This is a genomic window from Paludisphaera mucosa (genome assembly GCF_029589435.1).
Taxonomy (GTDB): Bacteria; Planctomycetota; Planctomycetia; order Isosphaerales; family Isosphaeraceae; genus Paludisphaera; species Paludisphaera mucosa.
The window spans coordinates 2,455,394-2,467,864 of record NZ_JARRAG010000002.1; the positions used below are offsets into that span (position 1 = coordinate 2,455,394).

Below are 12,471 nucleotides of genomic sequence, written 5' to 3' on the forward strand. Positions count from 1 at the left end.
TCCGGCCTCGATGTGATCATCGCGATTTTGACGTGCCCCCGGGAAAGTGGACCATCGCATTCGCGAGTTCGGATACGATGAGGCTCCCTCGATAAGGAGCCTTGAACCATGAGGAAGTCGAAGTTCACCGAGGAGCAGATCGTCTTCGCCTTGAGGCAGGCCGAGGCCGGCCTGGGCGTCGAGGAGACGTGTCGTAAGCTCGGAGTCAGTCAGGCCACGTTCTTCCGATGGAAGGCGAAGTACGGCGAGCTCGGGACGCCCGAGTTGCGGCGGCTGCGCCTCCTGGAGGAGGAGAACCAGAAGCTCAAGCAGCTGGTGGCCGACCTGAGCCTCGACAAGCGGATGCTGCAGGACGTCCTGGCAAAAAAATCCTGAGCCCGCCGCAGCGGAGGAAGGCCGTGGCGGACCTGACGGTCCGCTACGGCGTGAGCGTGCGGCGGGCTTGCGAGGCGACCGGCTTCCCTCGCGCGACCCACAACTACAAGGCCCGTCGCGCGTCGCAGGAGCCCTTGAGGATGCGCCTCCGCGAGTTGGCGACGGATCGGGTCCGCTATGGATATCGCCGCCTGCACGTCCTGCTCCTGCGCGAGGGCTGGTCCGTCAACGTCAAGCGGGTCTATCGCCTCTACGGCCTGGAGCGATTGACGTTGCGGCGGAAGAATCCGAGGCGTCGGGTGAGCTCTCGCCATCGCGACGACCGACCGGTCGTCGACGGGGCGGACCAGGCCTGGGCGATGGACTTCATGAGCGACGCACTCGCAGACGGGCGCAAGCTCCGCGTGCTCACCGTGATCGACGTGTTCACCCGCGAGAGCCTGGCCGTCCGCGTGGGCGTGCGGTTCACCTCGGGGCAGGTCGCCGAGGTCCTGGCGGAGGTCGCGGCCGGTCGGGGGACGCCCCGCGAACTCCGGGTCGACAACGGCCCGGAGTTCACGGGGCGGATGCTGGACCTGTGGGCGCACCTCAACGGAGTGACGCTGGATTTCAGCCGCCCCGGCAAGCCGACGGACAACGGGTTCATCGAGTCGTTCAACGGGCGGGTCCGTGAGGAGTGCCTGAATCAGGGCTCCTTCACCAGCCTGGAAGACGCCCGCGAGAGGGTGGAATCCTGGCGGGTCGAGTACAATGAACGCCGCCCCCACAGCGCCCTGGGTTACCTGGCCCCCGGGGAATTCGCAGCAACGCAGGCCGGCATGAACAAGGCCTCATCGGGCCGAAAAACTCTCGTTTAGCCGGTCCAGCTTCCCGGGGCGCCTCAATCGTATCCGAGTTCTCGAATGCGATGGTCCACTTTCCTGGGGGCACGTCAATTCCGGGAGAACCGTTTTCTCACCGGCCATCACACGTGCTCCGACGCGAACCACTACCGACTACCGACAGAGCGATCCAACCCAGCCGTCAGGATCGGCGGTACCAAGAGACAAGGCCCAGAAGAAAGCACACGCGGCTGTGGAAGAAACTCTCAGCTCGGCTTCCGGTCCGAAGAGCGTGGCGAGCTGGGAGGCGGCATTGCTTCGCTTTGGACCGACGAGGAGATGAGACTTGCTGATGGCACCCGCCACGACTTCACGAAACTTCGGATCCATCCCCGCGACGAACCCTGCGAACAGGCGATTCCATGCATCCGCGGTCGACTGGTCGGGTACCTGAGTCAGGACGAACTCCAGCGTGGCGGTGGCACTGTGGCTCGTGTACGAGAACCTGAGTTCATCCAGCTGCACCGAGGCGACAGCCTTGTGGCGTCCGTAGTCGATCCCTTCAACAACGAGCCGCTGCGTCCCTTGCTGAACTACATGTCGAAATCCATTATTCAGTTTGTCGCTCATATTCTCACCCTGTTGTGTTGCAAGCCTGTCACGGGGGTCGCCCGCCCAACCTTAACTAGACGAGCGAAATGTCGTTGAAAGTTGCGACAGTTTCATCGTTTAATCCGGGGTTGCCCAGTTTAGTGATTACTTTGTTGTCCGAGATCTCGCCCGGCTCTCATGAACACGCATTCGACATGTGCCGCCTCCCCGCGTCAACGGAAAAACGGCGAGATCCGGAGCGGTTGGCAAGCCGGATTCCCGACCGGACGCACCGACGGCCCTCCGCACTGCTTACATCGGGCACTTATCTACGTTCCGGTTGACTTACCAAACGGCCGCTTTCAGGACGGTCAGTCGGAACGCCAACAAGAGAGGCACCCCGGTCTCCCCGATCCTAGACATGGGTATTCGGCCCGAGTCTAATCATGTTTGGGAGACTCGGGCGAGGTCGCAAACGGCGGGGTCAACGCTCATCCGAGTAATCCTGAAAGAGTCTGTAGGCGTGGTTTCATCCGCTTGGTCGACCGACTCAAGGGCCTGGGGGACTCGGGACTGGGCAAATTGAGGGGGGCTCCGAGATGTCCATCTTGAGAACGAAGTGCCTTGACGCGGCAGCGCCCGGCCCCGCGTTACTCGCGGTCATCCTGACGTCGATCGGACTGGCCGGATCGTCACGTGGCGAGGATCTGTTCGCGCCGAACCTCAAGGTCACCTACCGCCTAGTGCCCCACGGCGACGCTCTGGCGGCGGAGCTCACGCGGTACCCCGAGCCCAGATCTCCGGCGCACCGGATCCGGCTCCCCGCGGCCGACCAGATCGCAAGCCTCGAGCCCGGCGACCGGATCCTGGCCCTGGACAACCGGCCTATTCGCTCCGAGGCCGACGTGCGCAGCGGCGTCGGTGCGGCGAAGATCCGGTTCATCGACGGCCGCACTGGCGAGGCCCTCGTCGGCACAGTGGACCTTCCCCGAGTGGTGTGGCCTCCGGAGCCCCCGCCCCGCCTCTTCCCCGAAGGCTCATCAAAATGGCCCCCCGAGAAGGAGCCCCGACTGGGGGTCGAGCTGAGCGACACCTGGTACCCCTGGCCCTTTAGGCATGATGATTACTCATTCGAGGGAATGGTTGTGCTGCGGTCGCCGGAGGGGAGGTCCCCAGCTCGCCGAGTCCGGCTCGAGGACGGGAAGATCGTCGCGCTCAAGCCTGGCGATCTCATCCTCTCGATGAACGAACGGGCCAATCCGACCATCGAGAACTTGGCCATGATCCCCGAAGGCGACGCGCCCCTCTCCCTTCTGGATGTTGAGACGGGCCAGCTCGTCCGAGGGTCGGTCCGGCTCGACGCCAAGGTGCCGGCCCGGGAGAGGCCAGGTGCCGGGGATGGTGAAGCCAAAGACCCGGGGGAAGCCCCGGCCGCGTTGGCCCGGAGCCAGCCGGAGCTCCGCGCGATTGTCGCCGAGGAGGTCCGGACGGGCGGCATCCGCGTGAGAGCCCCAAGCTTCTCGAGCGATGGCCCGTATCTCCTCTGGGATTTCGGGCCGTGTTACACCGCGGAACCACTCGACGAGACGACCAAGTGGCAGGTGTGGATCGAGGGTTTTCGCCAGGGGACGGCAGAACCGATGCGTTCCGAATGGGAGCCCATCCTGGGGCGGGCGGAGGGCGTGCTCGGCCGGGAGATGGAACGTCGAAATCGGGCAGGGCCCCTCCCATCCACAGTGGACAGGGATTTCCGGCGTGCGATGTTATATGTCTTGCTAGACGGCTTGGGCGCTTCGATGAGGACCCAGGGCACGCGGTTCCCGCCGTATCATGTCCCGCCGTCGGGCGGGGGGGGAGGGACCGGGCTTTTGCGGGTGAACTTGACCACGCGGACCGGGACGGGGACCATCCACTACATGAACCGGCTCCACTGGCGAATAATCACCGAAAGCCAGAAGCGGGAGCCCAAGCCCGGCGAGTGGATGACGTGTCGAGCGGGTGACGGAGTCTCTCTGGCCGGTTGGTACGCCTACTTCGTCGAGTATCCCGAGGGGAAGAAGTCGGCGATCCGGCGGGACCTTCACATTCGGCGAGATGGAGCCGTGACTGTGGATTGAGCGCAGAGGGGGCGTGTCGGAGGATGATGCGCAACCTCTCTCGTGCCTAGGCCTCGGCGGATACATCGGCGGGTGTCAACCTCCCGGCTCGCCTTCCGCTGCTTGAGCCCTCGTTCCAGGTATCCGGACATGACCCCTCCACTACCCAGACCCGGTCCCATCGGAGTCTTCTTCTCCTACGCCCACGAGGACGAGCTTCTCCTGAAGGAGTTGGTGAAGCACCTAGGGATCCTCAAGCGGCGTGGGGTCGTCCGCGCCTGGCACGACCGCGAAATCACCTCCGGGACGGAGTGGAAAGGGCAGATCGATCGTCACCTCGAGACCGCCGAGGTGGTCCTCCTGCTGGTCAGTTCCGACTTCGTCGCCTCCGATTATTGCTGGGACATCGAGATGGCGCGGGCCCTAAAGCGGCACGACCGGGGGGAGGCCCGCGTCATCCCGGTGATCCTGAGGTCCGTCGACAACTGGCAGGCCACTCCCTTCGGGAAGCTCAGGGCGGCTCCGACCGATGGTCGACCGGTGACCAACTGGCCCGATCGCGACGAGGCGTTCGCCGATGTTTCGCGCCACATCCGAAGGGCCGTGGAGGATCTCCGAAACCCCAGAGCCGGGCAAGGTATCGGGGACCCCGCGCCACCGGGCAGGAACGAAGGTTTCTCGGAACGGCCTGATGCGATCCGGCAGCCCCCCGACGGCGACGGCCCGCGGCTCCGAGGGCCTGCGGACGGGGTGGCGGCCTCTCGCAGTCGGTGGGTCGAGGTCTCGGCTTCCGTGGCGGTCCTGGTCGGACTACTCGCATTGGCATCGGCGTTGCGGGCCTCACCACCTTGGCCCGATGGCGGAATCATCTGGGTCTTATCGCTCGTGGGTGCAGCCCCGGCTTTCCTGGCCCGAGGTGCGGTAGGTCCGACAGGGTCGCGGCGGCTGTTCGTCGCCGCTGTGATCTTTGCCGTCGGGATGCTGCTCGGCTATGCAGCCTGCTGGAGCGCCTTTGTCTACGAGGCGAACCCAGATCCATCTCGGTTCACCTGGTATCGACCAGCACCGAAGCTGGTCGGTGGCTTTATCCTGAAGGCCGACGTCCACACCTTGATGGCCGAGAACGTCGGATTCAACGAGGAGGCCGCCCTCAGCGAGGCCGGCTGGGACCCGTTCCTGGTCTGGGAGCCGTGGACAGTCCGTCTGGCGCAATGGCTAGTGCTGACCTTCTGGCTCGCAGTCTGCGCGAGCCTCGTTCTGGCCGTCGCGACCTTCCCGTTCAAGACGGACCGGCCCTGACGGAGGGGCCAAACGTATCTCATTGATTGCACGAACGACTCGGCCGCCCAGTCGTACCAGCGCGGCCCCTCCGAGCCCGCCCCGGCGCCGAGCTTGCGCCAGGAGCGGGCCGGCAGGCGGTCGGCGATCGAGTCGACCCGGTCCCGCCACCGGCCGTCGAAGAGCATCTGGTCGCTCTTGACCGCCAGGACGTACGGCTGGCCCTTCGACTCCAGGGCCCGGCGGAAGTGCACGTCGTCGCCGTAGACCGCATCCCCGGTCACCCAGGCCGCCGCGACGCCGGCCTTCCACGCCCTCTCGAGCATCCGCTCGGCCAGCCGGGGCTTGGTGGCGACCTCGACCTCCTCCGGGATGCGGGCCTCCTTCCGCCGTTCGGCGTCGGCGGCCCAATCCTTGGGCAGGTACAGCTCGCGGTTCAGGAGGGCGTGACCCCCGCGGCCGGCGAAGGTGAGGAAGACGCCGACCTGACAGTTCTCGATCCGGCCGGCCGTCCCGGAGTGCTGCCGCTGCATGCCGGCGGACTTCGTCCCCTTGTTGAGGGTCCCCGTCTCGTCAACGATCAGGACGCCCTTCGGATCGGCCAGGCACTCGCGGACGTAGGCGACCAGGTCGTCGCGGATCCGATCGGCCTCCCACGGCCCGGCCCAGGAGGTGAGGTACTGGACGCCGTACGGCGACGGAACGCCGGCGTGCTCGGCGAGCTGCCAGCCATTCTTTCGCTCCACGCCCGAGAGCAGGCCGCGGAGGTATTCGACGGCCCGGCTCCGCGGCTCGGAGCGGGTGAAGCGGCGGGCCAGGCGCTCGCCCACGACGTCGAGTACCCCGGCCCAATCGCGTACCTCCTCGACCGTCGGCTATGCGGGCATGGCTCGGCCTCCATGCGCAACACGCTACACGGCAATGACTTCAATTGCAACTGTAGTACTAGGGCCTGTTGACTGTCCGGAGGCTGTTGCGGTAAAGGTTTAAGGCGGATCACGACCCAGGAGGGGGGCCGACGCCGCCATGCGATACCTGATCACGGACGAGACTTGGTCCGTCTTCGGCCCTATGGTCGAGAAGTGCCGCTCGAAGCTGGGCCCCGAGCCGGAGCTGCCCGACCGCATGTTCTTCGAGGCGGTCCTCTACTGGGCGAGGACCGGCATCCCCTGGCGCGACCTGCCGGCCGAGTTCGGGGCGTGGGACGCCGTCTACAACCGCTTGCGCCGCTGGATCCACTCGGGCCGGCTCAAGAAGCTGTTCGACCTGATGTCCGGGCGGACCGAGTGCGAGGACGCCCGGCGGCTGATGATCGACTCGACGATCGTCCGGGCCCATCAGCACGCCGCCGGGGCCGGGCGAAAAAAGGGGGGGCCGAGGCGCAGGCCCTCGGCCGGTCGCGCGGCGGCTTCTCGACCAAGGTGATCGCCGTGGCCTGCGACGAGGACGGCGTCGTCGCCCTGGACGTGGCCGAGGGTCAGAGGAACGACGCCCCTCTGGCGAAAGGCGTGTTGATCGAGGCCCACGACGCGGTCGGCGAGGTCGCCGAGGTGCTCGGCGACAAGGGGTTCGACTCCGACGCCGTCCGCGACGTCGTCCTGGACGACCTCGACGCCCTGCCGGTGATCCCCAACCGGAGGTGTCGCAAGGAGCCGTGGCCCTGGGACGACGAGATGAGGGAGATCTACAAGCAGAGGAACCGCGTCGAGCGGGCGTTCGCGAAAGCCAAGCAGTTCCGACGGTTCGCCACGAGATATGAGAAATTGAAGGACGTCTACCTCGGCGTCGCCCGCCTCGTCTTCGGATTCATCCACGTCCGGAAGCTCGCCCAATCCGTCAACAGGCCGTAGTGTTTCGCCACACCTGAGTTTGTGGTTTCCAGGACCGGGTACAGCCGCTTGAGCTTGACCCGGGCGTCCGCCGTCGCGAACTGCCAGTCGACCTTCACGGCGGCCGCGTTCCGGCCGGCCTCCCAGGCCGCCACCTCGAGCCTGAGCGAGCCCATGTCGGGGATGCGGCGGTCGAGGCACTGGCGGGCCAGGACCGACAACTCGCACTCCGCCACGTTCAGCCAGCTCCCATGCTTCGGCGTGTAGACGAACTCCAGTCGCCCCAGGATCCGCCGCGCCTCGGCCGGCTCGAACGCCTCGTACAGGGCCGCCGGCTTGTGGGTGCTCAGGTTATCGACCACGAGCGTGACCCGCTCCGCGTCCGCGTACCACTCGTCGGCGATCCGCTTCAGCAGCCGGGCGAAGTCGGCCTTGGTCTTCCGCTCGGTCACTTCCACGCGCCGCTCCCCCGCCAGCGGCTCGAAGGCCATGAACAGGTTGGCCGTCCCGTGCCGGACGTATTCGTAGTCCTCCTTGGCCGGACGCCTCGGGCGGACCGGGAGCGGCGGCCGGGCGTCGCCGATCAGCTGCTTGCCCCCCTCGTCGGCGCAGACCACCGGCCGCCTCGGGTCGTAGGGCCGGGCGTAGACCTCCAGCACGCCCTCCATCGCGCAGACGAACTCGGCGTTCGCCTTCGGCGGGATGACCCACTGCTGCTTCAGCCAGGGCTTGAGCGCGTTTTTTTCTAGGACGGTAGAGCCGGCTTGATCGGTAGTTTGCCATCGGTTCTCCTGGGGAAGCCCTCCAGGAGTCGACCGATGCCCAAGCCCAAGCGGACGCCACGACCGGCCCCCACTCGCACCGTCGAGCTGACGACCGCCACCCGCGTCTGCCCCGGGTGCGACCGGCCCCTCTGGGCCGCCTACAAGGGCCGCCGCGTCGTCGCCACCCTCGAGGGGCTCACCCGATTCGCCGTCCAGGTCCGACGCTGCCGCGATGCCGACTGCCCCCGCCACAACGTCTCGCTCCGGGCCGAAGCCGAGGGGGCCATCGCCCTGCCGCAGCAGGAGTTCGGCCTGGATGTCATCGCCCTGGTCGGTCGCCTCCGCCATGTCGAGCACCGCGGCGTCGCCGAGATCCACGCCGAGCTGACCCGACGCGGGGTGGGCATCTGCGTGCGGAGCGTCTCCTGCCTGCTGGACCGCTACGACGAGCTGCTCGCCCTCTCGCTGTCCGACCCCGCCCGACTCCGCCGGGTCGTCGCCGAGGCCGGGCGGGTGATCCTGGCCATCGATGGGCTCCAGCCCGACGTCGGCCACGAGGTCCTCTGGGTCATCCGCGACGTCCTCTCCGGCGAGATCCTCCTGGCCCGGAGCCTTCTCTCCTCCTGCCGGGCCGACCTGGCCAAGCTGCTCGGCGAGGTGAGGTCCGCCCTCCAGCCCGAGGCCGAGGGGGCCGCCGGCGTGCCGATCGTCGGGGTGATCTCCGACGGCCAGCATTCCATCCGCGACGCCGTGGCCGAAGCCCTGCCCGGCGTGCCGCACCAGCTCTGCCAGTTCCATTACCTCCGCGAGGCGGCCCGGCCGATCTACGAGGCCGATCGCCACGCCAAGGTCACGCTCAAGAAGAAGGTCCGGGGCATCCGCCCGATCGAGCGGGCCGTCGAGGGCCGCGACGACGACGAGGCGACGGCGATCCGGGGCTACTGCGCCGCGGTCCGCACGTCGCTGACCGACGACGGCCGGCCGCCGCTGGCGGCCTCGGGCCTGGTGCTGCGGGACCGGCTGGCGAAGGTCGCCGAGGGCCTGGACGAGGTCGGCGCCAAAAGGGGCTCCCGAAAGAACTGACGCGGCTGCGTGCGATCCTGGCCGGGGGCCTGGAGGCGACCGATTCGGCGTGGCCCGAGGTGCGTGCGGCGTTCGGCCGGGTGCATCGCGCCGCGGCGATCCTGCGGAACAAGGCGGGGCTCGACGCCGCCGGGGTGCGGCGTCGGTTCGTCGGGCTGATGGGGGAGATAGGGCGGCATCGCGATGCCGCCGGGGGGCTGGACGACGCGGTCGGCCATTTCCTGAAGGTGACGCGGAGCTACTGGCCCGGGCTGTTCGCCTGCTATGACACGGCCGGCCTGCCGCGGACCAACAACGACCTGGAGCAACTGTTCGGCTCGTATCGCCATCACGAGCGGCGTTGCAGCGGCCGCAAGGTGGCGTCGCCGGGGATGGTGGTGCGGGGCTCGGTACGGCTGGTCTCGGCGACCGCGACCCGGCTCCGGCCGATCGAGAGGGCCGACCTGGTGCCATCGGACCTCGCGGCGTGGCGGGCGCTCCGCGGTGGGCTGGAGCGGAGGCAGGAGGTCAGGAAGATGGGCCACCGCTTCCGCCGCGATCCCGCGGCTTACCTGCTGTCGCTTAAGGAGATCATGATCAAGCCGGCTCTACCGTCCTAGTTTTTTTTAGGACCCGGCGGACCGTCTCGTCGCTGACGGCGTCCACCGACTCCAGCTCGACCAGCCGGTCGGCCAGCATCTTGAGCGTCCACCGAGCCTTCCCGTCCGGCGGCGAGGAACAGGCCAGTGAGACGAGCCGGGCCTCTTGCGCCCCGTCGAGCTTGCGGTATCGTCGGCCGGTCGGCTTCCTGCGGTGAAGGGCCGCGTCGAGCCCGCACTCGGCGAACCGCTTGCGGACGCGGGCGACCGTGCCCTCCGAGCACTCGATCGCCTCGGCGATCGCGGCGTCGCCCAGCCCGGGCCCGCTGGGGCCGACGTCCGCCTTGAGCAGGATGCGGGCGTGGACGAGGGCGGCCGCGGCGTGGCGGCCCCCGGCGATCATCTTCTCGAGCTGCCTCCGTTGATCGTCGGTCAGCCGGACGAGGCGCTTGTCCTTCAGGGCCATGGCGGATCTCCTCCTTCGTGGAAGAGATCCTACCAAAACCGTCAACTCAGGTGTGGCGGACCACTAGGGACGTCGGCCCCAAACGGTTCGGCGAGGCGGTCCGGGGCCACTGGTCGATCGAATCGATGCACTGGGTCCTCGACGTCGTCTTCCGCGAGGACGACCGCCGCACCCGCGAACGCGTCCTGGCCGACAACCTCAGCTGGCTCCGCCGCTTCGCCGTGACCCTCCTGAAACGCCATCCCGTCAATGACAGCATCCGGGGCAAGATGCTCGCCTGCGGATACAACACCGACTATCTGACGCAAGTCTTGGACATCACATAGCGTCTATATGCGCTGGCCCTGTCGCATCAGGAATCAGGAGACGTGCAATGACCAGGCGAAGACCCTCGCAGAAGACTGACGGGGGTGCAGTCCGATGACGTCTCTGAGGCGACGTTCTACCGCTGGAAGAAGCAGTTCGGCGGGATGGGCGTCGTGGAGCTGAGGCGGCTGAAGCAGCTCGAGGAGGAGAACCGCAAGCTGAAGCAGCTGGTCGCCGACCTCAGCTTGGACAAGAGGATGCTCCAGGACGTCCTGTCAAAAAAAGCTAGGGCGGCAAAGCCTGTTTGCTTGGGAGCGAGGGGGATGTTAGAGGCCATCCGGTAACCAATCCCTGATTTTCACGATATCTGAAGGGCGCGGGCGGATTGCATGGGTCGGGTTCTAACGTCCGGAGCATGCGATGGATCGACCCGACCATGATCATCGCCTCGGACGAGCGTTCGAGCCGCTCGTAGTCGCGGCTGTTGCGGCGCGAGCGGCCGATCCAGGCGAAGGTCCGCTCGATGGTCTAATCGCAAATGACAAATTCTGCCTGGCACGCTCCCGCCGGCTGGCCCTGAGGCCGCGCCGGCCCAGATGATCCGGGCGGGCCCTGGGCTTGTCCCGTACCTTCTCCCCGAGGCACATCGCCTCGGGGAGGCGGCCATGCACCACGACTGGCGGACCACCCGCCGATTCGCGTCCCGCCCGGACGGGCAGCGCCGATGGGATCGCGCCTACCAGCTGCTCCTGGGCTGGTCGCCGTCCGGCCCCGGGCCGGCGCGAGCCAAGCCCGACGAGCCGGGCCATCCCACCACCGCGGAGGAGACGACCGATGAAGATCGCGATATATGCACGCGTCTCGACGCAGCGGCAGGCCGAGGCGCAGACCATCGACGAGCAGATCGGGCGGCTGCGGGAGCATGCCCGAGGCCGGGGCTGGGACCTCCAGGAGGCGAACGTCTTTCGTGACGACGGCTACAGCGGGGCCGCGCTCAAGCGGCCCGGACTCGACCGCCTCCGCGACGCGGCGGCCATGGCCTCGTTCGACGCGATCCTCCTGACCGACCCCGACCGGCTGGCCCGCAACTTCGTCCACCAGACCCTCCTGCTCGAGGAGCTGCAGTCCAAGGGCTGCAGGGTCGAGTTCCTCGACCGGCCGATGTCCCGGGACCCGCACGACCAGCTCCTGCTCCAGATCCGCGGCGCCGTCGCCGAGTACGAGCGGACCTTGATCGCCGAGCGGACGCGCCGCGGCCGCCAGCGTCGATATCGGGCCGGGGAGATGCTGCCGTGGACCCGGGCCCCGTACGGCTACCGGATGGCGGTCGACAGGCCCCGCGACCCCTCGGGCGTCCACCTCGACCCGTGCGAGGCCGCGGTCGTCGCCGAGATGTTCGCCTGGTACTCCGAGGGACGACGCACGCTCCACGGCCTCGTCGACCATCTACGCGACCTCGGCGTCCCTTCGCCCTCGGGCAAGGCGTGCTGGAGCGACGCCTCGGTCCGCGGGATCCTCCGAAATCCGGCCTATACGGGCCGCGTCTACGCCGGACGGCACCGATACCGCGAGGCCCGAGCGCGACGCTCGGCGACCCACCCGATCGGCCGCCCCCACGGGACGGCCGAGCCGACGCCGCGCGACGAGTGGATCGACGTCGGGCCGATCCCCGCGGTCGTCGATCCGGGGCTGTTCGAGCGAGTGCAGGCGAAGCTGGCGGCCAACCGGTCGTTCTCGTCCCGCAACAACAAGGTCGGATCCTATCTGCTGCGGTGCCTGGTCAGCTGCGGCCACTGCGGCCTGGCGAGCATCGCGAGGCGACGCCCGCCCCACTACGGCTACTACACCTGCACCGGCAAGTCCCGGGCGGCGCGGAATCGCAACGGGGCGACCTGCGGCTCGCGGTTCATCCCGGCGGCGGTCCTGGACGACCTGGTCTGGGGCGACCTATGCGAGCTGCTGCGAGATCCGGCCGCGGCGGGCGGGGCGTTCCGTCGGGCGGCCGCCGGGAGCTGGCACCCGCAGGAATTCCAGGCGAGACGGGAGCGGCTGCGGCAGGGGAAGGCGTCGTTGTCGGGCCAGCTCGATCGGCTGACCGAGGCCTACCTCGGCGGCGTCGTCCCACTGGAAGAGTATCGCCGCAGGCGCGGGGAATTGGAGTCGAGGCAGCAGACCCTGGCCGAGCAGGAGGCCCGGCTCGCCGGGGAATCGGAACGCCTCGACGAGGTCGTGGGCATGGCGGCGACGCTCGAAGCGTTCTGCGGGCGGATCGCCGCCGGGCTCG

The 12,471-nt window shown here is 67.9% G+C and carries 8 protein-coding genes and 5 pseudogenes; 9 read left to right on the top strand and 4 right to left on the bottom strand.

The window, feature by feature from the left end:
- The first annotated feature begins 108 nt into the window (after positions 1 to 108).
- A protein-coding gene (locus tag PZE19_RS19050) for an IS3 family transposase (protein ID WP_438269977.1) occupies positions 109 to 1,232 on the top strand; the annotation gives its coding sequence in 2 pieces (ribosomal slippage) (positions 109 to 370 and positions 370 to 1,232; 1,125 coding nt in all).
- A gap of 138 nt (positions 1,233 to 1,370) precedes the next feature.
- Here PZE19_RS19050 and PZE19_RS19055 read toward each other — a convergent pair.
- Positions 1,371 to 1,826, bottom strand: a complete 456-nt coding sequence (locus PZE19_RS19055) for a hypothetical protein (RefSeq protein WP_277862211.1) — start codon at positions 1,824 to 1,826, stop codon at positions 1,371 to 1,373.
- A 560-nt stretch (positions 1,827 to 2,386) separates the two neighbouring features.
- Here PZE19_RS19055 and PZE19_RS19060 point away from each other — a divergent pair.
- Both PZE19_RS19060 and PZE19_RS33070 read left to right on the top strand, forming a co-directional pair.
- The gene (locus PZE19_RS19060; protein WP_277862212.1) at positions 2,387 to 3,904 is read left to right on the top strand and encodes a hypothetical protein; all 1,518 of its coding nucleotides are present in this window, start codon (positions 2,387 to 2,389) and stop codon (positions 3,902 to 3,904) included.
- 129 nt (positions 3,905 to 4,033) lie between these two features.
- Positions 4,034 to 4,384 (top strand): annotated as a pseudogene (locus tag PZE19_RS33070) (toll/interleukin-1 receptor domain-containing protein); the annotation flags it as partial.
- 515 nt (positions 4,385 to 4,899) lie between these two features.
- On the opposite strand, the gene PZE19_RS19065 reads toward PZE19_RS33070, so the two are convergent.
- A complete protein-coding gene (locus PZE19_RS19065; RefSeq protein ID WP_277862213.1) occupies positions 4,900 to 5,991 on the bottom strand; it encodes an IS701 family transposase in 1,092 nt (363 codons plus the stop codon).
- A gap of 196 nt (positions 5,992 to 6,187) precedes the next feature.
- Here PZE19_RS19065 and PZE19_RS19070 point away from each other — a divergent pair.
- Both PZE19_RS19070 and PZE19_RS19075 read left to right on the top strand, forming a co-directional pair.
- Positions 6,188 to 6,496: pseudogene (locus PZE19_RS19070) on the top strand (transposase); the annotation flags it as partial.
- Positions 6,448 to 7,011, top strand: coding sequence for an IS5 family transposase (locus tag PZE19_RS19075; protein ID WP_277862214.1), 564 nt, complete (start codon positions 6,448 to 6,450; stop codon positions 7,009 to 7,011). The pseudogene PZE19_RS19070 and the gene PZE19_RS19075, both read left to right, overlap by 49 nt.
- 35 nt (positions 7,012 to 7,046) lie before the next feature.
- On the opposite strand, the pseudogene PZE19_RS19080 reads toward PZE19_RS19075, so the two are convergent.
- Positions 7,047 to 7,970: pseudogene (locus PZE19_RS19080) on the bottom strand (IS630 family transposase); the annotation flags it as partial.
- Here PZE19_RS19080 and PZE19_RS19085 point away from each other — a divergent pair.
- Positions 7,860 to 9,436 (top strand): transposase gene (locus tag PZE19_RS19085; protein WP_277864356.1). Its coding sequence is split into 2 segments (ribosomal slippage): positions 7,860 to 8,817 and positions 8,817 to 9,436, totalling 1,578 coding nucleotides; the frame shifts between segments, so codons are not numbered across the junction. The pseudogene PZE19_RS19080 and the gene PZE19_RS19085 overlap by 111 nt on opposite strands.
- Here the strand turns inward: PZE19_RS19085 and PZE19_RS19090 are convergent.
- Positions 9,414 to 9,881 (bottom strand): helix-turn-helix domain-containing protein, encoded by a 468-nt coding sequence (locus tag PZE19_RS19090; protein ID WP_277862199.1) that lies wholly within the window; start codon positions 9,879 to 9,881, stop codon positions 9,414 to 9,416. The genes PZE19_RS19085 and PZE19_RS19090 overlap by 23 nt on opposite strands.
- Before the next feature lie 125 nt (positions 9,882 to 10,006).
- On the opposite strand from PZE19_RS19090, the gene PZE19_RS19095 reads away from it, so the two are divergent.
- The 3 genes and pseudogenes from PZE19_RS19095 to PZE19_RS33075 form a co-directional block, all read left to right on the top strand.
- Entirely contained in the window at positions 10,007 to 10,207 is a 201-nt protein-coding gene (locus PZE19_RS19095) for a hypothetical protein (protein ID WP_277862215.1), read from the top strand.
- Positions 10,208 to 10,306: 99 nt separating this feature from the next.
- A pseudogene (locus PZE19_RS19100) lies at positions 10,307 to 10,471 on the top strand (transposase); the annotation flags it as partial.
- Positions 10,472 to 11,021: 550 nt separating this feature from the next.
- Positions 11,022 to 12,125: pseudogene (locus tag PZE19_RS33075) on the top strand (recombinase family protein); the annotation flags it as partial.
- Between the last annotated feature and the right edge of the window lie 346 nt (positions 12,126 to 12,471).